Annotated in this window: 22 protein-coding genes and 1 tRNA gene; 9 read left to right on the top strand and 14 right to left on the bottom strand. The window is 57.5% G+C overall.

Translation table 11 applies throughout. From position 1 onward, the window contains the following. Positions 1-6: 6 nt before the first annotated feature. From ACQZ5G_RS09050 to ACQZ5G_RS09015, 8 genes are all read right to left on the bottom strand, one after another. Entirely contained in the window at positions 7-1011 is a 1005-nt protein-coding gene (locus tag ACQZ5G_RS09050) for a type II secretion system F family protein (RefSeq protein WP_448737148.1), read from the bottom strand. A 15-nt stretch (positions 1012-1026) separates the two neighbouring features. Further along, entirely contained in the window at positions 1027-2499 is a 1473-nt protein-coding gene (locus ACQZ5G_RS09045) for a CpaF family protein (protein WP_448737149.1), read from the bottom strand. A 33-nt stretch (positions 2500-2532) separates the two neighbouring features. Beyond that, entirely contained in the window at positions 2533-3816 is a 1284-nt protein-coding gene (locus tag ACQZ5G_RS09040; protein WP_448737150.1) for a CtpF protein, read from the bottom strand. Between the two features lie 34 nt (positions 3817-3850). Then, positions 3851-4543, bottom strand: coding sequence for a CpaD family pilus assembly protein (locus ACQZ5G_RS09035; RefSeq protein WP_448737151.1), 693 nt, complete (start codon positions 4541-4543; stop codon positions 3851-3853). Positions 4544-4599: 56 nt separating this feature from the next. After that, positions 4600-6186, bottom strand: coding sequence for a type II and III secretion system protein family protein (locus tag ACQZ5G_RS09030; protein WP_448737152.1), 1587 nt, complete (start codon positions 6184-6186; stop codon positions 4600-4602). Next, a complete protein-coding gene (gene cpaB / locus ACQZ5G_RS09025; RefSeq protein WP_003524471.1) occupies positions 6183-6989 on the bottom strand; it encodes a Flp pilus assembly protein CpaB in 807 nt (268 codons plus the stop codon). Before cpaB ends, ACQZ5G_RS09030 begins: the two co-directional genes overlap by 4 nt. Positions 6990-7116: 127 nt before the next feature. After that, positions 7117-7629, bottom strand: a complete 513-nt coding sequence (locus ACQZ5G_RS09020) for an A24 family peptidase (protein WP_448737153.1) — start codon at positions 7627-7629, stop codon at positions 7117-7119. A 99-nt stretch (positions 7630-7728) separates the two neighbouring features. Further along, positions 7729-7920, bottom strand: a complete 192-nt coding sequence (locus ACQZ5G_RS09015; RefSeq protein ID WP_003524475.1) for a Flp family type IVb pilin — start codon at positions 7918-7920, stop codon at positions 7729-7731. Between the two features lie 414 nt (positions 7921-8334). Between ACQZ5G_RS09015 and ACQZ5G_RS09010 the strand changes: the two genes are divergently transcribed. Beyond that, the gene (locus tag ACQZ5G_RS09010; RefSeq protein WP_020812471.1) at positions 8335-8745 is read left to right on the top strand and encodes a pilus assembly protein N-terminal domain-containing protein; all 411 of its coding nucleotides are present in this window, start codon (positions 8335-8337) and stop codon (positions 8743-8745) included. 186 nt (positions 8746-8931) lie between these two features. On the opposite strand, the gene ACQZ5G_RS09005 is transcribed toward ACQZ5G_RS09010, so the two are convergent. Continuing rightward, positions 8932-9018: transfer RNA gene (locus ACQZ5G_RS09005), tRNA-Leu, on the bottom strand. 119 nt (positions 9019-9137) lie between these two features. Next, complete coding sequence (locus ACQZ5G_RS09000; RefSeq protein WP_003524477.1) at positions 9138-9443, bottom strand: Rdx family protein; 306 nt, start codon at positions 9441-9443, stop codon at positions 9138-9140. 145 nt (positions 9444-9588) lie between these two features. Between ACQZ5G_RS09000 and ACQZ5G_RS08995 the strand changes: the two genes are divergently transcribed. The 4 genes from ACQZ5G_RS08995 to ACQZ5G_RS08980 all read left to right on the top strand — a co-directional run bounded on the left by ACQZ5G_RS08995 (position 9589) and on the right by ACQZ5G_RS08980 (position 12440). Continuing rightward, positions 9589-10038 (top strand): DoxX family protein, encoded by a 450-nt coding sequence (locus ACQZ5G_RS08995; RefSeq protein WP_003524478.1) that lies wholly within the window; start codon positions 9589-9591, stop codon positions 10036-10038. 138 nt (positions 10039-10176) lie between these two features. Continuing rightward, positions 10177-10902, top strand: coding sequence for a type 1 glutamine amidotransferase (locus ACQZ5G_RS08990; protein ID WP_448737154.1), 726 nt, complete (start codon positions 10177-10179; stop codon positions 10900-10902). 58 nt (positions 10903-10960) lie between these two features. Next, positions 10961-11149 (top strand): YegP family protein, encoded by a 189-nt coding sequence (locus ACQZ5G_RS08985; protein WP_059759498.1) that lies wholly within the window; start codon positions 10961-10963, stop codon positions 11147-11149. Positions 11150-11327: 178 nt separating this feature from the next. Further along, positions 11328-12440: a glycoside hydrolase family 25 protein gene (locus tag ACQZ5G_RS08980; RefSeq protein WP_035240397.1), complete on the top strand. Its 1113-nt coding sequence runs from the start codon at positions 11328-11330 to the stop codon at positions 12438-12440. Positions 12441-12452: 12 nt separating this feature from the next. On the opposite strand, the gene ACQZ5G_RS08975 is transcribed toward ACQZ5G_RS08980, so the two are convergent. Next, complete coding sequence (locus ACQZ5G_RS08975) at positions 12453-13328, bottom strand: DMT family transporter (RefSeq protein WP_448737155.1); 876 nt, start codon at positions 13326-13328, stop codon at positions 12453-12455. A 116-nt stretch (positions 13329-13444) separates the two neighbouring features. Here ACQZ5G_RS08975 and ACQZ5G_RS08970 point away from each other — a divergent pair, with 116 nt between their 5' ends. Both ACQZ5G_RS08970 and ACQZ5G_RS08965 read left to right on the top strand, forming a co-directional pair. Continuing rightward, a complete protein-coding gene (locus tag ACQZ5G_RS08970) occupies positions 13445-14857 on the top strand; it encodes an aminotransferase-like domain-containing protein (RefSeq protein ID WP_448737156.1) in 1413 nt (470 codons plus the stop codon). 72 nt (positions 14858-14929) lie between these two features. Continuing rightward, on the top strand, positions 14930-15247 hold the full coding sequence (locus ACQZ5G_RS08965; protein ID WP_003524488.1) for a hypothetical protein: 318 nt from the start codon (positions 14930-14932) through the stop codon (positions 15245-15247). 72 nt (positions 15248-15319) lie between these two features. Here the strand turns inward: ACQZ5G_RS08965 and ACQZ5G_RS08960 are convergent, their stop codons facing one another. Then, positions 15320-15778: an Rrf2 family transcriptional regulator gene (locus ACQZ5G_RS08960; RefSeq protein WP_020808452.1), complete on the bottom strand. Its 459-nt coding sequence runs from the start codon at positions 15776-15778 to the stop codon at positions 15320-15322. A 154-nt stretch (positions 15779-15932) separates the two neighbouring features. Between ACQZ5G_RS08960 and ACQZ5G_RS08955 the strand changes: the two genes are divergently transcribed. After that, entirely contained in the window at positions 15933-16820 is an 888-nt protein-coding gene (locus ACQZ5G_RS08955) for an NAD(P)/FAD-dependent oxidoreductase (protein WP_448737157.1), read from the top strand. Here the strand turns inward: ACQZ5G_RS08955 and ACQZ5G_RS08950 are convergent, their stop codons facing one another. Next, positions 16821-17597 (bottom strand): AraC family transcriptional regulator, encoded by a 777-nt coding sequence (locus tag ACQZ5G_RS08950; RefSeq protein WP_448737158.1) that lies wholly within the window; start codon positions 17595-17597, stop codon positions 16821-16823. It lies immediately after the preceding gene. 94 nt (positions 17598-17691) lie between these two features. Between ACQZ5G_RS08950 and ACQZ5G_RS08945 the strand changes: the two genes are divergently transcribed. Further along, positions 17692-18099, top strand: coding sequence for a DUF2000 family protein (locus tag ACQZ5G_RS08945; protein ID WP_142780032.1), 408 nt, complete (start codon positions 17692-17694; stop codon positions 18097-18099). Positions 18100-18168: 69 nt separating this feature from the next. On the opposite strand, the gene lepA is transcribed toward ACQZ5G_RS08945, so the two are convergent. Further along, positions 18169-20007 carry a translation elongation factor 4 gene (gene lepA, locus ACQZ5G_RS08940; RefSeq protein ID WP_035264582.1) on the bottom strand — a complete coding sequence of 613 codons (1839 nt, stop codon included), beginning with the start codon at positions 20005-20007 and terminating at the stop codon, positions 18169-18171. Positions 20008-20010 lie beyond the last annotated feature (3 nt).

Genomic DNA, 20010 nt, shown 5'->3' with positions numbered 1-20010 from the left:
TGACCCTCAAATATCGAAATTGATCATTTGACGCATGATGAAAATTCCGATGAGCATCCATAGCCCGGATGCACCCAGAATGATGTGCCCGCGCATATCCGTGAAGAGGACCGCGAGATAGTCGGGCGACGTGAAGTGCACCAGCAGCATCACAATGAAAGGCAATGCGCCGATAATGACGGCCGACGCTTTTGCCTCCATGGACAGAGCGTTCACTTTGGCGCGCATTTTCTTTCGGTCACGCAATACCTTTGAAAGGTTGGATAATGCCTCCGAAAGATTGCCGCCTGCCTGTGCCTGGATATTGATGACAGTGCTGAAGAAGCTGACTTCGAAAAGCGGCATGGTCAGCATCATGCGCTCTATCCCTTGGGGAATCCCGATACCAACCTGCTGCGCGTCTACGACCCGCTGAAACTCTGTTTTCACCGGCTCCTGACCATCCGACGCGATCAGTCGCACGGCGTCATTCAGCGGCAATCCGGATTTGATTGAGCGGCACATGACATCCAGCGCATTGGGAAACTCCTCAAGGAATTTTTTCTGCCGGCGCTTGAGGATAAACGCCAATACCCAACGGGGCAGCCCTAAAGCTACCACTGCGCCTATGAGCAGGGCGGTTATTAATGATAGATCATATAGAAGCGCGATGAGAGTGGCGAAAGCCGACGCACCTGCGCTCAGGAGATGAAATTGCCGAACGGAGATTGCCAGCCCAGCCTGCACGAGTTTATCGCGCAGGCTGACATTCTTCGCTTTTTTCGCCTTTTCATTTTGTTTCTTTTCCATATCCCGCAGGCTGTCCTGCATGGATTTGCGGCGCTTGCTGAGCTCCTGGACCCGATCGCGTGCAGCTTTGATATTTACGTGATCCGTCTCTGCGGCCTGCACTCGCTTGAAACGGCTGGTGGTCTTTTTTTCGACCTCTATCTGCTGGAAAAGAAAGGCGTAGGCGAGTGCTCCTGCCGAGATGGCGACGAGTAAGGCCAGTAACACTATTGTCGGGTCCATGGCAGTCGCTTTCCCTTAGGATGTCTTTTCCATCTCATCGAGCGCGGCCGCCAGACGTTTTTCTTCGCCGTAATAACGTGCGCGATCCCAGAAATGCGGTTTGCTGATACCGGTCGATATGTGTCTGCCGATCAGCCTTCCCTGCGCATCTTCGCCTTCGATTTCGTATCGCATCAGATCCTGGGTGACGATGACATCGCCTTCCATGCCAATCACTTCAGTAATCTGCGTTATCCGGCGCGAGCCGTCGCGCAGACGCGCCGCCTGAATGACGACATCGATCGAGCCTGAAATGATTTCACGCACGGTCTTGGCCGGCAGGGTGAAGCCGCCCATGGCGATCATTGATTCGATACGGCTGAGGCATTCGCGTGGCGTATTGGCGTGAAGTGTTCCCATCGAACCGTCGTGACCGGTGTTCATGGCCTGGAGAAGGTCGAAAACCTCCGGTCCGCGCACTTCGCCGACGATGATGCGTTCGGGCCGCATGCGAAGGCAGTTCTTGACGAGATCGCGCATGGTGATCTCGCCTTCCCCTTCGATATTCGGTGGGCGCGTTTCGAGCCTCACCACATGCGGTTGCTGCAGCTGCAGTTCGGCGGTGTCTTCACAGGTGATGACGCGTTCATCCTTGTCGATGAAGCTCGTCAGGCAGTTGAGAAGCGTCGTCTTACCCGAGCCGGTGCCGCCCGAAATGACGACATTGCAGCGGACGCGACCGATAATCTTGAGCAATGTCGCGCCTTCGGGCGTAATCGCTCCGAAACGTACGAGCTGGTCGAGTGTCAGCTTGTCCTTCTTGAATTTTCGGATCGTCAGCGCCGGACCGTCGATGGCAAGCGGCGGAGCGATGACGTTGACGCGCGATCCATCCGGAAGGCGGGCGTCGCATATCGGGCTCGACTCATCCACGCGTCGGCCGACCTGGCTGACGATGCGCTGGCAGATGGAAAGCAACTGCGCATTGTCACGAAAACGGATATCGGATTCGATAGTCTTGCCGCCGACTTCGATAAAGGTCTGGCCGGAACCGTTGACCATGATATCGGCAATGTCGTCGCGCGCGAGGAGAGGCTCCAGCGGACCGTAACCAAGAACGTCGTTGCAGATATCTTCGAGCAGCTCTTCCTGCTCGGCAATCGACATGGCGAAATTCTTGATCGTGATAATGTCGTTGACGATATCGCGAATTTCCTCGCGCGCGCTTTCCGCGTCGAGCTTGGCGAGCTGCGAAAGGTCGATCGTATCGATAAGCGCGGAAAATACCTGGCTCTTGGTATTGTAGTAATCTTCCGTGCGGGCACGTTTTCTCTGCGCGGGCGGTACGCTTGCGGTTGCCTGACGCATTGCCGGTGATTGGCCGGGTTCAAGAGTGTCAATTGCAGCAGAACGAGGCTCAGGCGCTGTCGTCACCTGCATGGGCGCAGGTGTAGCAAGATCCGGCTTCGTGCTTCTGGCTGGGCCTTCAGGCCCGCGTTTTCCGAACATCGGCGTTTCCGTCTAAGGACGCAGGTAGAAGGCCTACTTGCGCTTGAGAATATTCTTCAGTTTTTCCAGACCGCCGCGCCTGCTTTTGCGCAGCACGGAGCGGCCTGTGATGGTATGGGCGATTTGCGAAAAGGTTTCCGCCGTCTGGGATTTTTCATCCATCTCGCTGATCATGCGTCCGCTATTGGCGGCATTTCCGAACAATTGTGCGTCGAATGGGATGATCGCAATCGGCTCGATTTCCAGCGGCTCAAGGAAATCCGCCGGTGCGATTTCCGGGCGCTTGGGCATGCCGACCTGATTAAGAATGAGATGCGGCAATTTATCGTTGGGTCTCAGCTTGATCAGCGCGTCGAAGAGGTTCTTCGTGTTGCGCAGGTTTGCGAGATCGGGAACCGCCGTTATGACCACCTCATCGGCTTCCGCAAGGACTGCCCGCGTCCAGTCGCACCATTGGTGTGGAAGATCGAGAACCGCAACCGGGGCACTGCGCTGCAAAACCTCAAGGATCGGCAGAAAGGCCTGACGATCGAGATCGTAGGTTCTGTCGAGAAGAGACGGTGCTGCCAAAAGCGACAGATGATCGGAACATTTCGTCAAAAGACGGTCGAGAAATACCTCGTCCAGCCGCTCCGGCGAAAAGACCGCTTCAGCCATGCCCTGGGCAGGGTCCTGATCGAAATCGATATTCGCTGTTCCATAGGCAAGATCCATATCCGCCAGAATGGTTTCCGTGGAGAAAAGACTCGAAATGCCGAAGGCGCAATTATGCGCTATGGTGGACGAGCCTACACCGCCCTTGGCGCCAATGAAGGCGATGTTGCGGCCCAGCGGTTCCGCTTCCGGATCGACGAAAATCGCGGCGATCGAAGCCAGGAGATCGGCCATATTGACCGGGGCGACGAGATATTCGGAAATGCCGTTGCGGATGAGATCGCGATAAAGCGTTATATCGTTGTGCCGGCCGACGATGATGACACGGGTGGAAGGATCACAAACTTCTGCCAAAGGCGCGAGATCGTCCAGCAGCGAGGCAGGTGAGCTTGCTGTCTCGAGAATGATGAGATTGGGCGTGGGCGACGTGGAAAACATCGTGGCTGCCGCATTGATATCGCCCTTGGTCACCCGCAGGGTGACCTTGCTCATGCGCCGGTCGCTGGACAATGCGTCCATGACGCCTTGCATATTGTCGCTGACGCAGAAAGCGTGAACGGAAATGCGGGGCAGGGGCCGCAGGTGGTCCATATCCGAAGCGCGCACGGGCGGCTCGGCTTCTGTGCCGCCGCTTGGCTTGATATCGTATTCTACAGCGCTCATCGTATTTCCTGCCGTGACAAATGTTGGATCTGCATCAATCTGTCGTCGTCGTCGAAGTCTTACCGCGATAGGTGTCGATGACGACCGCGCGGCGCTCGGCATCGATCGGGCTCATGCCGCGCGGGCCGACCAAATCCATAGGGTTGGCAATCTGCGCCGCGAGATTGCTTTGGGAAGCGCACCCGAAATTGTACCAGTTCTTGTTGGCGAAGGTATTATCCGAGAGATCCTCGGGCCATTGGCCGCACTGGCCAGTCATGGCGGTAACGGCGACATAGCTCAGGCGGATGGGGGAGGCGTCGCCATTCGGGGAAGCGGCATAACGCGTCTCCATGATCTTGCCGGGCGCCACACCAGCACCGGAAAGCGTCGAGCGAATCTGTTTCGCCATTCGCGATGCGGCCGCCGAGTTGGCCGATCCCGACGGGGTCTGAATATTGATGATCCCGGTCGACATCGACGCATAATTCTGGGCAAAACCGCGGACATTATCCGCCATCGCTGTGGTCAGCCGGCTGTCGCTGGCCGAGACCGGAATATCCAGCGAATGCTCCGCTTCCGACAGGGTAATCGGGTGGCGTGTGCGATAATCGTCAGGAACGGCGTTGGTGGTCATCGGATCGCGCGCGCAGCCCTGCAACATGCCGGCGGCAAGCGCGGCAATGACGACGAGGCCGGTCCGTCTTCCGGAAAGGTAGGGGGAAAAGGAGGAATAGGGTTCCTTCATGACGTTTCCTGCCCTGACCGGGCTTGTTGTGAAGAGGGGATTTTGTGTGTGTGTCGTCATTTGTAGATGAACCCCACTGACCCCTGATAGGGCGCGGCCTGAACCTGATCCTTGCGGCCATAGACCTTGTTGACGCGGTTCATGAAATACATGGCGGCGTCGTTTTCCGGATTGAAGTTATCGTCTGGCCGGGCGATCTGATTGCGGGCAACGGGCCGCACCAGATAGGGCGTTGCGATGATGACCAGTTCCGTTTCGTTGCGCAGGAAATCCTTGCTGCGGAAAAGCGTGCCGAAAATCGGAATTTTCGAAATGCCCGGAAGCCCCGACATGGCCTGACGGACGTTGTCCTGAACGAGACCTGCGATCACGATCGATCCCCCCGAGGGAAGCTCGACCGTCGTGGACGTTTCACGCTTGCGCACGGACATATAGGTCGAGCCCGGAACGCCCCGCCCGTAATTACCGGTGACGACATTACCTTCATAGGTGGGCTCAGACACGTTGGTCTCAATCTTGAGACTTATTCTGCCCGGTGAAAGCACCACCGGCTTGAAGTTCAACGTAATCCCGTAGTCTACTGTTTGTGTCTCGCGTATGACTTTGCTTGGCTGTTTGGTCTCGTTATCAACCTCGATTTCTTGTGTACCGGCAAGTCGGAAGTCGCCGCCCACGTAAAATTTGGCCTGCTCGCCAGAAATAGCTGTCAGGCTTGGCTCCGCTAGGGTGCGCATGACGCCAGCCTGCTCCATGGCGTTGAGGTAGGAGGCGAATCTGAGAGAGCCTGAACCGATCGCACCGCTGGCGATCCGGGATGCACCATCGATCGCGTTCCCAAGGTTGGACGGATTTGCGAATTCGAAACCATTGCCGCTTGTCGTACTGCCGATCGACCCGTTGAAGCCGAGTTGCTTCAGAACCTGTCTGCTGACTTCGGCAACGGTGACCTTCAGTGTCACCTGGTCTTCCCCTTCGATCGTCAGCATATTGACGATTTGCGATACCTGTCGGCGCTCGGCAAAAATCGCCGCATCACCGCCATTGTCGCCACCTGATAGCGATATGTTGCGGGTGGTGGCCTCACCGCCTTTCAGAAAGGCATCTGCAAGCTGGACGGCGCGTGCCGAGTCCTGCGGGGTGCGTACCGATCCCGTGAGAACGATATTGTCCGAGACGATTTCTACCTTGATATCCGACTCGGGAATAAAACGGCGAATATTGGCCTCAAGCCCGGAAATGTCGCGCTCCACCTCCAGATCGAGGCTGACGATTTCCCGTCCGCCTTCACCAAAAATGAAAATGTTGGTCTGTCCCACCGTTTTACCGAAAAGATAAATGCGTCTGGACGTGCGGGTTACGGCATCGGCAAGGCTCGGATCGGCAACGAGAATATCGTGTGCATCTTCGGGCAGGTCGATGACCAGCGCCTTGTTTAAACCCAGCTTTAAGCGCTTGCGAATGCCTGTGCCGCTTTCGGTAATCCGCACGATGCTTGCGCTTTGCGCCTCCGCTTCGCTGACGCGCAGAAAACTGGGGGAATGCTGGCCGGGAACGCCCGAAAAGGTCAGGCAGAATGCGAGCCCACCCGCCATCGATGAACGCAGGCGTTGGTTGAGACGATTTGTCATGAGCCTCCCGGTCATTGTGATGCTCCTTGACCGCTCTTCACGATCGAGCCGGATTTGATCACCTGGATTTCCGGCTGTCCGAAACCGCCGCTGAGAAGATGGCCAGCCGAAAGCGTATCGTTTTCCTGCGCATCGGCGACGGAGCGCAAGGCAAGCGTGAGACGGTCCGCCATTTGCTGCGCCACGGTTATGATCTTTGCCTGTTCCGGTGTGAGTTCGAGTGTGGCGGTTGCGCCGACCACCGCCGACGTTCCGTCCTCGCCTTCCTTGATCTGCTGATCGATTGCCAGGACACGAACATTGTTCAAAACATTTTCGGTCAGAAAGTTATTATTGTCGCCCTTGCGGACCATGATCACATCGACCCGGTCATTCGGCAGCACGAAACCGCCTGCGCCTGTCGAGACGGAAATCTCGGTGGCGACAGCGCGTTTCCCGGCCGGCAAAAGCGAGGACATGATGCGCGTGCTGGAATCGACCACTTTTTCCGGCCTTATCGGCTCACCTTCGAACAGAGGCAGCCGCACGACCGCACCGGTGAGTTCGGTGATGGCGTCAGGCCTTTTCGCTTCCGTTATGAAACTGTCGACCACATTGCCCTGTGGCCAGGGTGTCCAGCGCACGGAACTGTCGTTCAGGCGGCTACCGACGGGCAGATTGACCGAAGAGACGAGAACGTTGACCGTCGGTTCTTTCTGGATGATCGTTTCTGCTTTTTCGATGACCTGCTTCGCGCCGGAAATCTGCATGGCGACAAGGCCTGCAAGACCGGCGGCCACCAGAGCAACGGAAAGAATAAAGATACGCGACGGTTTCATGCTCGATCCTTGAGGGAATCAGATTCTTCTTCCCCGAGGATGGCGCGCGATTGGTATAATTATGGTTAATATTGTGCTTGGATTTGTAGTTAATAATTCTATAAACGATCGGGATCGATATCCTGATTTAGTATAGGCTTGTGATCGCTGCTTTTACGAGGGGGCAATTCCCATAGGTCAGAAGCCCCGCTGCAGCGATACCGATACCGTATGGAATCTTCTTGGCAACCATAAGGGAATCAGGGATCGGTATGCCGATGGCTACGATTTCCTGTGACCGTGATCTCAGCAGTAGTATGCCAACTGTCAATGCGCCGCCGATCAGCGTCACCGCAAGTAAAAATTCTATGAGAGAAATGTTGAAGCCGTACCAGACTGCCGCTCCAGTCAACAGTTTTGCGTCTCCTCCACCCATGACATTGGCAGCGAAGAGTATAAAACAGCAGAGAAAAACGGCGAGGCCGCCTGCGAGACTCAAGGTAAAAGTCTGCAAATCCATTCCCGACAGGGGCGCAACGAAAGCGAAAGATAGCAAGAGCACGACGGTTATCGAGTTGGGGATCGTCATGCTGAAAAGATCGTTCAAGGCCGCGAAACTGAGGCAGAGCGGGACAATAAGAAAAATCGCTGCAACGATCATGATTACCCTGCCTTAATCTATCCAATTCAGCTTGAAGAATAGCAAATGCAGGTGATTTCCCAATTCTGGGTAAATCACCTGCATTATACTTTTTATCAATCAAACGCCGCCGGTGGAGGCTTTCGAGTTCGTGAACGAGGTGCTGATGAAAGTGAAAGTGTCTTTCAGCTTACCGCCGACTGCCGTGGTACCACCGATAATGCCAACGGAAATAAGTGCAGCAATCAAACCATATTCGATTGCAGTGGCACCGGATTCGTCTTTCAGGAAACGAGCGAAAATCTTGGTCATAGGGTCTCTCCTAACTTGTGTTGGTTCAGCACGCCGACAACTGTTCTCCGTTGTTCGGTTGGGTTCAAACTACAGCGGAGCGATTTCCAAGCGCTTAAAAAAAACGATTAATTCAAAGTAAACGGCAGGATGAGTTTCTCTTGGTAAATAAAAACAAAAAGTATTGTCTGCATTTTTATATTTGCTGATAAACAAATATATTCCGAGGCTGACCATTTCTCTCTTTAGGCAAAGTTTCCTTTGAAAGAGGTGCAGATGTTCAGTTTTGATGCGGGGCGGAGGGACGTGAAAATATCAATACATTACGAATGGTTACCATCCTCATCGCGGATTTCCGCCATTTAACGCTTCATTCACTAAAACCGCGCATTCTGTGGAACAATAAAGTGCGGATAGTGAGCAAGGGCGAAACGCGTGTCATCCGGAAAACTGGCGAAAATTGTGGTCGGCTTGTCCGTCTTTCTATCGGGTTCGCTGCAGCCCGCTTTTGCTGAAGATGACATATTGCGCGTTTCGATGAATCACGCCCGTGTCCTTCGTCTCGACCGCGCCGTCAGCAAGGTTATAGTCGGCAACTCCAAAGTCGCCGATGCCACGGTTGCCGATGCCACCACAATTGTTCTGACGGGTCGCAGTTTCGGCACGACCAATCTCGTGCTTCTGGATGCCGATGGCAATCCAATCGTGGATGAACGCATTCTCGTCTCCATCGACGAGGGCAATACGGTGCGTGTTTTCCGGCAGACGGAGCGGACCGTTCTGTCCTGTACGCCGAATTGCGAACAGCATTCGCAAAATAGTGGCGATAAAGACGCTCAGCCATAACAGGCAAGGTCGATCATATTTCAGACAGGACAACAGGCCTTCTGACAAAAACGGAAGCGGCTTGTTCGCAGCTTTTCTGTAAGTGGAAAAGGCGAAAAAGCAACACGCTTCCCGGCGTTTACCGGTCGGCTATATGTTGCTGTTTTTTCGGCTAAGTTCTTGATCTGGCTAAGATCAAAAATGGAATGGTGCCCAGAAGAGGACTCGAACCTCCACACCCTTGCGAGTACCAGCACCTGAAGCTGGCGCGTCTACCAATTCCGCCATCTGGGCGACGGAGAGCGATGTACGAGGGCAGCCGCCCGGTGTCAACAGACTTTTTGAACTTTTATGACGATCATTGATTTTAAAGGGAAAAAACTTGGTTGGGGCTGTTGAAACATGTGGCCGGGTCAGGTGTCGAGCCCTTCATGCTTCGTTCTGTCCACATGACCGAGGTCGCGCTCCGGGTCGATGATGTCCCGGATTCTCTGTTTGAGTTCTTTGGGGCCGGGAAAACCGCCATCGCGTTTGCGTTCCCATATGGTCGTGCCGTCCACGGTGATCTCGAACAGACCGCCGGTTGAGGGAACGAGGCTGACTTCGCCGACATCGGAAGCGAAGGTCTGAAGGATTTCCTGCGCCATCCAGCCTGCCCGAAGCAGCCAGTTGCATTGCGTGCAATAGCGGATGGTTATGCGGGGTTTGGTCTCGGTCATCCTCAGGTCTCCTTCACCGCCCGGCGGCAATAATGTTCACGATAATGTCAACTATAATACTCATGTTTTTACCGGGCGTACGCTTGTTCTTATCATGCGGCTTTGCGAACAGAGAAGCTGTCGAAGGCTGAAACGTGGAGATCCTATGGCCCAGTTCGAGAATAATCGTCAGCGTCTTTTCGTTCCGGCGGTCGCACCGCTTTATAATGCGACACACGATCTGGTGGAGACGATCCTGCGCGTCACGGCCGGGCTTCTTCTCGTCACCCATGGTTTCGGCAAGATCGTCAATCCTTTCGGCGCAGTCGGCATGGTGGAGAGCCTCGGTTTTTATCCCGGCGTTTTCTGGTCGCCCCTGCTTGCCGCCACGGAATTTTTCGGCGGAATTCTGGTCGCCATCGGCCTGTTCACACGGCCGGCATCTTTCGCGGCCATGATCGTTCTTTTGGTAACGGTTTATTTTCACGGCATCGTAAAGGCGGAAGGTCTGGGCGGCGCGGAAAAATCGATTCTTTGGGCCGCGATTTTCCTGTTCTTCGCCGTTCGCGGCGGCAACCGGCATTCCGCAGACGCCAAGCTGGCGCGTGAATTCTAAGGCGCATCAGGTCAGGTCATCCACCTGTCGCCGCACTGCCGATGTCGCGGCTCTTGAAAATCGATTTTTCTCGTGGTGAAGCTGGATTCGATCGGCACTCTTGACCGGTTGAATCCATTGTCGTCTCCACGAGGTCTTATGCGCGTCGCAATCATAGAAAACATGGCGGGTACGCCGCACGGGCAGCTCGGCGTCGCGCTGGAAGAAGCGGCGGCTGAAATCCATGTCATCCGCGCCTATGCGGGTGAGCCTCTCCCAAGGGATGCCGCCGACCATGATGCGCTTGTCGTTCTGGGCGGCGAACAGAACGCGCTTGACGATGCGCTTTATCCCTATCTCGCCGATCTCGCCCTTCTCATGAAAGCCTTTGGCGATGCTGGTAAAGCGGTCATGGGTGTGTGCCTCGGCAGCCAGTTGCTGGCTCGTGCCTATGGGGGAGAGAATATTCTCTCGGGGCCGCCGGAATTCGGCTGGCAGGATATATCCCTGACGGAAGAGGGCGTGTCCGATCCGCTATTGGCCGGGCTGGAAAAGACATTCCCTATTTTTCAGTGGCATTGCGATACATTTACGCTTCCGCCGGACGCCACGCGGCTTGCGACCAATGGCGCGACACGAAATCAGGCCTTTCGCATCGGCCGGGCAGTCTATGGCACGCAATTCCATTTCGAGGCCTCCACCGCCGTGGTTGATGGCTGGTGTCAGGCGTTTCCTGCTTCCGTCGAAAGAATGTCGCCGGGCTGGCTGGAGAATTATCGTGACCATGGTGGCTTGCGCGCAGAAATGGCCGATGCAGCCGGGCTGGAAATCGCTCGAGCCTGGGTACGGCTCATTGAGATCGGCGATTTTCCGTTGCGAAAGTGATCGAGGCCGAACAGAGTTGCGGCTGATGGACTACCGCGCGAAAGGAGGCGCAAAGATCATGTACAAATTCGAAATATATCAGGACAAGGCCGGCGAATATCGTTTCCGTTTCAAGGCATCCAACGGGGAAACAATGTTCTCGTCGGAAGGATACAAGGCGAAGGCGTCGGCCATCCATGCGATCGAATCGATCAAGAGAAATTCCCCCGGCGCCGACACTGTCGATCTGACCGCCATGACGGCCTGAGCAGCGCCGCTGCGCGAGAACTCGAACCGTTTCGCCTGCCAGAAATGACGGGCGCATCGGCAGGTGCCGACGTAAAGATAAGATTCAGTCTTTTTTGATAATCTTCCGTTAGCATTTGTATTTCGAGGTCTCCGGGCGGCATCAGAGTGCCCCCGATTTGTTTTGCGTACGGGTTCTCATGCGTTCATCGGCTGTGCCAGCACTTTTCTTCGGTTGCTTCCTGCTTGGAGGCTGCACGTCCAGTTCCGGGCCGGAAAGCCTGATGGCCGGCTTGCCCTCGAAGGAAACGACGAGTTCGGTCACGCCATCCGCACCGGTGCCGCAGGCAGGCGTCGGCACCCAGGCCATCGCCGCCCAGCCACGGCAGGAAGTTCTGGCATGGGGCGGGCCGGTGCCTGACGAACCCAAGGCCTTTTCCGCCGTCACCCCCAGGGCGTCGTTAACGCAGAATGCGCCTGAAATCCGTTTGCCGGTTCCGTCACAGGCGGCCGGAATGGTGCGGCCGGCGGAGCGCCCCACGATCAACCAGATGGAGCGTCCGGTACAGTTGGCCATGGCTGCGGCCCCGGCGGCGAGCGCCGGTGCGCAGATCCGCTCGCGCATTTTCCGCTCCAGCTTCAGCGATGCCAAGCCGATCAATTTCGGCAGGGTCCAGCCGCGTCATTTCCAGGTCCATGGCGTGGATGTATCCCGCTGGCAGGCCAATATAAATTGGCCGCAGCTGCGCACGCGCGGCGCCAATTTCGCCTTCATCAAGGCGACGGATGGCGGCGATCATCTCGATCCGATGTTCCGCACCAACTGGCAGCGCGCGAAGGAGGCGGGTATTCGCCGCGGCGCTTACCACTTCTTCTATTGGTGCCGCAACGCCAGCGAACAGGCGGACTGGTTCATTCGTAATGTACCGCGCGATCCGGATGCGCTGCCGCCGGTTATCGACGTGGAATATAACGGCGAATCGAGCTGCAAGATGCGCCATTCCCGCGAACGCGTTCTGGAAAAGATGCGCGTCTTCATGGACAAGCTCGAGCGCCATTATGGCCAGCGGCCGATCATTTACACGGCGCCCGATTTTTACAAGGACAACCTGCAGGGCGAATTCCAGGATTACCCCTTCTGGCTGCGCGCCGTCGCCCAGCATCCGTCAGTGGTTTATCCCGGACGCAAGTGGCTGTTCTGGCAATATTCCGGTTCAGGCCTGTCGCATGGCGTCGATGGCCGCATCGATCTCAATGTCTTCAACGGCAGTGAGGACGCATGGCATCGCTGGGTGGACCGCCGTTCGAGCTGACGATGGCGGCCGTCAGCGCGCGAATTTTCGCGCGCCTGCAACACAGAGCACCACCACAAGCGTAACGGCGATCATGGCCGGGCTCACCTCCTCATGCAGCAGGGTTGCGGCAAGCGCGAGCCCGAAGAAGGGCTGAAGCAATTGCAGCTGGCCCACGGCTGCGATGCCGCCAAGCGCCAGCCCGCGATACCAGAAGATGAAGCCGATCAGCATGCTGAACAGGGAAACATAGGCAAGGCCGGCCCAGGCCTGCGGGTCGATGCCGGCAAGCGTTTCCGGCCCGGTGAAGAAAGCAAGCGGCAGCATTACCGGCAGGGAAAGAACCAGCGCCCAGGAAATGACCTGCCAGCCGCCCAGCTTGCGGGAAAGGGCAGCACCCTCCGCATAGCCGAGCCCGCAGACGATGATTGCGCCGAGCATCAGAAGATCGCCGGCAAGCGAGGCCTCGATCCCGGCGGCAAACGAATTCGACAGCGAAAACCCCGCAACAAGCGCGCTTCCAAGACAGGAAAAGAACCAGAACACCGGGCGCGGGCGTTCTCCGCCGCGCAGCACGGCGAAGATTGCTGTCGCGAGCGGCAAGAGCCCCACGAAAACGATGGAGTGCGCCGAGGTGACATGCCGCAGGGCGAGCGCGGTCAATAACGGGAAGCCCACCACGACACCCAGTGAGACGATGAAAAGCGATGTCAGGTCATCGCGCGCCGTGCGCCTTTGCCTGAACAGAAACAGCAGCGCCAGCGCCAGCAGGCCGGCAATGCTGGCGCGGGCGACGGTCAGGAACACCGGATCGAAACCCGTTACCGCAATGCGCGTCGCGGGCAGCGAACCGCTGAATATCACCACGCCTGTCAGGCCGCTCAGCCAACCGCTCGTCGTCTTGTCCATCGTCAACTCCTGCGTTTTGCCTTTCTTGATCCGGAATGGCTGGCAGGAACAGCGACAATCATATACAATTTCAACAAACTGTTATGGTATCACAAGCGGTACAGTTGGAGGAAAGTGTGGACGGACAAGTCGCTGCGGGCACGCGCATAGAAAAGGTAATGGCAAGTGTGCGGCAACGCATCGCCTCGCGCAGCCTCGTCCCGGGCGCGCGCCTGCCGTCGGTCAGGGCGCTGGCGAAGGCCATGCAGGTATCCACCTCCACCGTTGTCGAGGCTTATGACCGGCTCGTGGCGGATGGTACGATAAGCTCGCGCCCCGGCTCCGGTTTTTTCGTTTCGGGCCCGCTTGCGCCCCTGTCGCTCGCCGATATCGAGCCGCAGCTCGATAGGGCGGTGGATCCTTTATGGGTCTCGCGGCAGGCGCTGGATGAAGGTTCCGTTCTCGCCAAACCCGGTTGCGGCTGGCTTCCCGCATCGTGGATGCCGCAGGAGGCGTTGAGGCGGGCGATGCGCGGGCTTGCCCGCGCCGACGCCGCCCTGCTGACGGATTATGGCAACCCTATGGGGCTGCTGCCGTTGCGGCAGCTTCTGTCACGCCGGCTGGCCGAACACGGGGTGCAGGCGGGCGCCAGCCAGATCATGCTCACCGATTCCGGCACGCAGGCGATCGATCTTCTGTGCCGTTTCCTGCTGCAACCGGGGGATACGGTTGTTGTCGATGACCCATGCTACTTCAATTTCCATGCTCTTTTGCGGGCGCATCGGGTGAAGATCGTCGGTGTTCCCTATACGCCGACCGGACCGGATCTGGCACTTTTCGAGCAGGCGCTGAAAGACCATCAGCCCCGGCTCTATATCACCAATTCCGCAATTCATAATCCGACAGGTGCAAGGCTTTCCGCCGTTTCCGCGCATCGCCTGCTGATGCTGGCCGAGCAGGTGGGGCTGACCATCGTCGAGGATGATATTTTTGCCGATTTCGAAACTCAGGCCGCGCCCCGGCTGGCCGCCTTCGATGGTCTGAACCGCGTCGTCCAGATAGGCAGTTTTTCAAAAACACTATCGGCCTCCGTGCGGTGCGGTTTCATTGCAGCACCCATCGCATGGGTGGAGGCCCTGACCGATCTCAAGATCGCCACCACTTTTGGCGGAACGCATTTTTCGGCGGCGCTTATCCTCTCGCTTTTGACCGATGGCAGTTACCGCAAGCATGTCGAGGCGCTGAGGCAGCGCCTTGCGGCAACGATGCCGGAGGCGGCGGCGCGTCTGAGGTCGGTCGGATGTGTGCCGTGGATCGAACCGCAGGCGGGCATGTTTTTATGGTGCCGCCTGCCGGACGGGGTTGATGCCGCCGATGTGGCGCGCAGGGCGCTTTCGCGGCAGGTGGTGCTGGCCCCCGGCAATGTGTTCAGTTCCTCGCAGAACGCCTCCGGTTTCATACGTTTCAATGTGTCGCAAATGGCAGGTCCGCAGGTCATGACGGTGCTGGCGGAGGCGCTTCAGCAAGCGCCCGAACCTTGTCGGTTGTAAGCGTTCTGGAAGGAATCGGAACAAAATCCCGTGAACGTCGTTTTCTCCGCAGAATGAAGAGGAGGAAACACCATGACATTCGATCCCAACAACCCGCGTCCGGACCGCGATCTTCGTCCGGAAGTGAATATCAGCAATGAACCGCGTGCCCGAACGTCGTCGTCCTGGGTGCCGTGGTTGGCGATCATCGTCGTCGTATTGGTGGGCGTCTTTGCCTGGTCGCAGATGAGCGGCCCGACCACCGATCCGGCCACGACATCCTCCACCACGCCGCCTGCGGCAACGGATCAGGCACCGGCGCCCATGGCTCCGACCGCTCCGGCAACACCGCCTGCGAACAACACCGCACCGGCAAGCCCGAATACGGGCGGCACGCAGACCCAGCCGTAACGGGCCTACTGATACGATAAAACCGCCTGCCTCCGGGGCAGGCGGTTTTTCTTTGCGGCCCTCATCCGCGCCCTAAAGCTGCTCCATCGCGGAAGGGTGGTTGGAAACCCTGGACCAGCGGCTGATGGATTCCTGTGCCAGTTGCGAAAGGGCAATGCTGCCGAAACGGGATAGCAGAATGTTTTCCGCCTCTTTCATGGCGTCGAAAAGTGCTGCATTGACTGCCTGTTCGATAACGCAGTTCGGATTGTCGCCCGCCAAGCCGATCGAGAACAGTTCCGGTGCGCCAAGCGCCCGATAAATATCGAGCAGCGTGATTTCGCTGAGCGGCCGCGCCAGCACCCATCCGCCGCCATGGCCCTTTTCCGACGAGACATAACCATGCTCGCGCAAGCCGGCCATTGTCCTGCGCACCACCACCGGGTTGGTCTGAAGCATCGCCGCGATGCTCTCGGATGTCGCCGCACCCTTATGATTTTCCATATGGATCAGAATATGCAGCACCCGTGAAAGGCGCGTGTCGTGTCTCATTGTCCAAACCCGTCTGTTTACACCGAAGCTATCACTTTCGAGGTGACGTAACAATATAAGTTGCGTGACTATTGACTCCGAAAATCACGTAACAATATAAGTATCGTGAGATGAACGGGCACTTCCGCCTCTTTCCTGAAACGATGGGTGCATCATGAAATTCGACGTCATCATTATCGGCGGCAGCTATGCCGGCCTCTCGGCCGCCCTGCAGCTTGGACGCGCCAGAAAAAACATTCTGGTGGTGGATGCCGGTGAACGGAGAAACCGTTTCGCCAGCCATTCCCACGGTTTTCTCGGTCAGGATGGCAAGGCGCCGGGTGAAATTATCGCCGAGGCGCGCCGCCAGATCGAACGTTACCCGACCATAGATTGGGCTGAGGGCAGGGTGACCGATGCCGAAGGCTCCTTCGGCGATTTTGTAGTCGAGATCGACGGCAGCCGCCGTGAGACAGCGGACCGGCTGATCCTCGCCATGGGCGTCACCGATGAATTGCCTGCTATTGCCGGGCTGAAAGAGCGTTGGGGCTCTTCGGTCTTCCATTGCCCCTATTGCCATGGTTACGAACTCAATCAGGAAAAGATCGGCGTCATCGCCGCTTCACCTTTGGCCATTCACCACGCATTGATGCTGCCCGACTGGGGCGAGACGACCTTTTTCACCAATGGCGTATTCGAGCCGGATGGGGATCAGCAGGCATTGTTGGCGGCCCGGCGCGTGCGGGTGGAAACAACCCGCATCCGGGAAATTACGGGGCATGCGGATGTCGTTCTGGCGGATGGACGCAGCATCGCATTGGCTGGCCTTTTCACCCAGCCGAAATTGCGTATCTCCTCGAACTGGCTGGAAAAACTTGGCTGCGCGGTGGAGGAGGGGCCGATGGGATCGACCATCGTGACAGATCCCATAAAACAGACCACCGCCCGCGGCATCTTCGCCTGCGGTGATGTGGCAAGGCCTGCCGGCTCGGTCGCCCTTTCGGTGGGAGACGGCGCCATGGCGGGTGCTGCGGCTCACCGGTCGATCCTGTTTCCGGAATGATCAATGCGAAACAAGGTTGAGCCAGCGGCCCGGCGGCATGCCGAAGGCATTTTTGAAATGTCGGGTAAAATGCGCCTGATCCGCAAAACCGTAGGCAAATGCCGTTTCCGCAAGGCCCGCACCCGCACGCATCATGTCCTTGCATTTCTGCAGACGGCGCATGATGAGATAACGGTGCGGGCTGGTGCCGAACAGGAAGCGAAAGTGCCGAAAGAGCGTGAAGCGGTCGAGCCCGCTTATCCGTTCCAGCTCTTCAGAGCCGACGGCGTCGGCGCTATTCTCCAGCAGATAGTCCCGGCACCGTAAAACGGCGACACGGTCGATCCGTTTGATGGTTCTGGCGCTTCCGTTTGAATGTTTCCAGAGCAAATCCGCCAGTCTCGACTGCCAGTCGGTGAGAAGCAGATTGTCCGGCGCGCCTTCCAGATTGCCAAGCGCCTCGATGAGGCATTGCCGGAATTCCTCATCCTCGATGACGGGATTCTGGGCAAAGGGCAGCGCATTATATCCCGCCTCAGTCGTTTTTTCGGGCGGAAGATAAAGCATACGGTAGCGCAGGCCTTCATCGGTACCTGCACCACCATCGTGAACTTCGTCCGGATGCAGCACGATTACCTTTCCGGGCGTGCTGAAATGCGATTTCCCCCGATAGGAAAAGGTCTGGACGCCGGAAAGCGTGACACCCAGCGCATAGGTATCATGACGGTGCGGCGCATAGGCGTTGCCATGAAAGCGCGCTTCGATGCGTTCTATGCCTTCGCTGGAGGGCGCCTGCACAATTCCTTCGAATTTGCACGAACGTTCAAGATCGCCGACGCCCGGAGGCGCTAGGATCGCTTCTCTTTCGTAACCACAGCCAGATTGAGTTCGCATGTTTGATACCAAGATCGCCGTCATCCTTCGCGATGACCTTGCCGTGTGGCAAAAACTGAACGTTACCGCATTTCTCATGTCCGGGATCGTCGCCCAGACTAGGGAGATCATTGGAGAACCATACCGCGACGGGGCGGGCAACGTCTATAATCCCCTGTCCATCCAGCCGATTGTCGTCATGGCCACGGATCAGGAGGCGTTGCGCAAAATCCACCAGCGATCCCTCGAGCGCGACGTCACGACATCGCTTTATATCGAGGAAATGTTCGCCACCGGGCACGATGTCGCCAATCGCCAGGTATTTTCGGAGTTTTCTCCTGACAACGCCAAGGTGGTCGGCATGGCGCTGAGGGCCGACAGGAAGATCGTCGACAAGATTACCAAGGGCGCGAAGCTGCACGCGTGATAGAAGCCTAAACGCAAAAGGGAGGCTATGGGCCTCCCTTCAATCGCGATGGCAATATGATTTTGCCGCTTATTCGTCGTTCATCTTCAAAGCGGCGATGAAGGCTTCCTGCGGAATTTCCACCTTGCCGAACTGGCGCATGCGCTTCTTGCCTTCCTTCTGCTTGTCCAGAAGCTTGCGTTTGCGCGTCGCGTCGCCGCCATAGCACTTCGCCGTCACGTCCTTGCGCAACGCGCGCACGGTTTCGCGGGCGATGACCTTGCCGCCGATGGCGGCCTGGATCGGGATCTGGAACATGTGCGGCGGAATGAGTTCCTTCAGCTTTTCGCACATGCCGCGCCCGCGCCGGTCGGCCGCCGAGCGGTGCACCAGCATGGAGAGCGCATCCACCGGATCGCCATTGACGAGGATCGACATCTTGACGAGATCGCCTTCGCGATAGTCGATGATGTTGTAATCGAACGAGGCGTAACCCTTGGAGATGGATTTCAGCCGGTCGTAGAAATCGAACACCACTTCGTTGAGCGGTAGCTCATAGGTGATCATCGCACGGTTGCCGACATAGGTCAGCTCCGTCTGCAGGCCGCGCCGGTCCTGACAGAGTTTCAGGATGCCGCCGAGATATTCGTCCGGCGTCATGATCGTCGCCTTGATCCACGGCTCGCGGATTTCCTTGATCTTCACCACGTCAGGCATGTCGGCCGGGTTGTGCAGTTCCTTCTCCGTGCCATCGGTCAGCGTCATTTCATAGACGACCGAAGGTGCCGTCGCGACGAGATCGAGATTGAACTCGCGCTCAAGACGTTCCTGAATGATTTCGAGATGCAGCAGGCCGAGGAAGCCGCAGCGGAAACCGAAACCGAGAGCGGCGGAGGATTCCATTTCGAAGGAGAAGGAGGCGTCGTTTAGGCGAAGCTTGCCCACCGCCGCGCGCAAATCTTCGAAGTCGGCCGCATCGACCGGGAAGAGGCCGCAGAACACCACGGGCTGCGCGGGCTTGAAACCGGGCAGGGCCTGCGCCGTCGGGCGCTTGTCGTCGGTGATGGTATCGCCAACACGCGTATCGGCGACTTCCTTGATCGAGGCGGTGATGAAGCCGATCTCGCCGGGGCCGAGGCTGTCGACATTGACCATCTTCGGGGTCAGCACGCCGACGCGCTCGATGCCGTATTTCGCGCCCGAACCCATCATGCGGATCTGCTGGCCCTTGCTCAGCACGCCATCGATGACGCGCACCAGAACCATGACGCCGAGATAGGTGTCGTACCAGCTATCGACCAGCAGCGCTTTCAGCGGTCCGTTTTCGCCGACTTCGCTCTTCGGCGGCGGCAGACGGTTGACGATGGCTTCCAGAACATCGGGGATACCAAGACCGGTCTTCGCCGAAATCATCACGGCGTCGGAGGCGTCGATGCCGATAACCTCTTCGATCTGCTCCTTGATGCGGTCGGGTTCGGCCGCCGGCAGGTCGATCTTGTTGAGCACGGTGACCAGCTCGTGATTGTTGTCGATCGCCTGATAGACGTTGGCGAGCGTCTGGGCTTCCACACCCTGCGATGCGTCGACCACCAGCAGCGAACCTTCGCAGGCCGAAAGCGAGCGGGACACTTCGTAGGCGAAGTCGACGTGGCCGGGCGTGTCGATAAGGTTCAGCACATAGGTCTCGCCGTTATTCGCCTTGTAGTGCAGGCGCACGGTCTGGGCCTTGATGGTGATGCCGCGCTCGCGCTCGATATCCATCGAATCGAGAACCTGTTCCGACATGTCGCGTTCGGCAAGGCCGCCCGTCGACTGGATCAACCGGTCGGCCAGCGTCGATTTGCCGTGATCGATGTGGGCAACGATCGAGAAGTTGCGGATATGGTCCAGGGGCGTGCGGGTCGAATTTGTGCTCATGTCCCGCGCTATAGC

This window comes from Agrobacterium sp. 22-214-1, assembly GCF_053522465.1.
Note: the sequence above shows the minus strand (reverse complement) of the source record. Positions and strands in the feature narration are given on the sequence as shown.

Excerpts from the sequence above, each read along its gene's own strand:
- ACQZ5G_RS09050 (WP_448737148.1), bottom strand. The coding sequence starts at position 1,011 with ATGGACCCGACAATAGTGTTACTGGCCTTACTCGTCGCCATCTCGGCA.
- ACQZ5G_RS09045 (WP_448737149.1), bottom strand. The coding sequence starts at position 2,499 with ATGTTCGGAAAACGCGGGCCTGAAGGCCCAGCCAGAAGCACGAAGCCG.
- ACQZ5G_RS09040 (WP_448737150.1), bottom strand. The coding sequence starts at position 3,816 with ATGAGCGCTGTAGAATACGATATCAAGCCAAGCGGCGGCACAGAAGCC.
- ACQZ5G_RS09035 (WP_448737151.1), bottom strand. The coding sequence starts at position 4,543 with ATGAAGGAACCCTATTCCTCCTTTTCCCCCTACCTTTCCGGAAGACGG.
- ACQZ5G_RS09030 (WP_448737152.1), bottom strand. The coding sequence starts at position 6,186 with ATGACCGGGAGGCTCATGACAAATCGTCTCAACCAACGCCTGCGTTCA.
- cpaB (WP_003524471.1), bottom strand. The coding sequence starts at position 6,989 with ATGAAACCGTCGCGTATCTTTATTCTTTCCGTTGCTCTGGTGGCCGCC.
- ACQZ5G_RS09020 (WP_448737153.1), bottom strand. The coding sequence starts at position 7,629 with ATGATCGTTGCAGCGATTTTTCTTATTGTCCCGCTCTGCCTCAGTTTC.
- ACQZ5G_RS09015 (WP_003524475.1), bottom strand. The coding sequence starts at position 7,920 with ATGACCAAGATTTTCGCTCGTTTCCTGAAAGACGAATCCGGTGCCACT.
- ACQZ5G_RS09000 (WP_003524477.1), bottom strand. The coding sequence starts at position 9,443 with ATGACCGAGACCAAACCCCGCATAACCATCCGCTATTGCACGCAATGC.
- ACQZ5G_RS08995 (WP_003524478.1), top strand. The coding sequence starts at position 9,589 with ATGGCCCAGTTCGAGAATAATCGTCAGCGTCTTTTCGTTCCGGCGGTC.
- ACQZ5G_RS08990 (WP_448737154.1), top strand. The coding sequence starts at position 10,177 with ATGCGCGTCGCAATCATAGAAAACATGGCGGGTACGCCGCACGGGCAG.
- ACQZ5G_RS08985 (WP_059759498.1), top strand. The coding sequence starts at position 10,961 with ATGTACAAATTCGAAATATATCAGGACAAGGCCGGCGAATATCGTTTC.
- ACQZ5G_RS08980 (WP_035240397.1), top strand. The coding sequence starts at position 11,328 with ATGCGTTCATCGGCTGTGCCAGCACTTTTCTTCGGTTGCTTCCTGCTT.
- ACQZ5G_RS08975 (WP_448737155.1), bottom strand. The coding sequence starts at position 13,328 with ATGGACAAGACGACGAGCGGTTGGCTGAGCGGCCTGACAGGCGTGGTG.
- ACQZ5G_RS08965 (WP_003524488.1), top strand. The coding sequence starts at position 14,930 with ATGACATTCGATCCCAACAACCCGCGTCCGGACCGCGATCTTCGTCCG.
- ACQZ5G_RS08960 (WP_020808452.1), bottom strand. The coding sequence starts at position 15,778 with ATGAGACACGACACGCGCCTTTCACGGGTGCTGCATATTCTGATCCAT.
- ACQZ5G_RS08955 (WP_448737157.1), top strand. The coding sequence starts at position 15,933 with ATGAAATTCGACGTCATCATTATCGGCGGCAGCTATGCCGGCCTCTCG.
- ACQZ5G_RS08945 (WP_142780032.1), top strand. The coding sequence starts at position 17,692 with ATGTTTGATACCAAGATCGCCGTCATCCTTCGCGATGACCTTGCCGTG.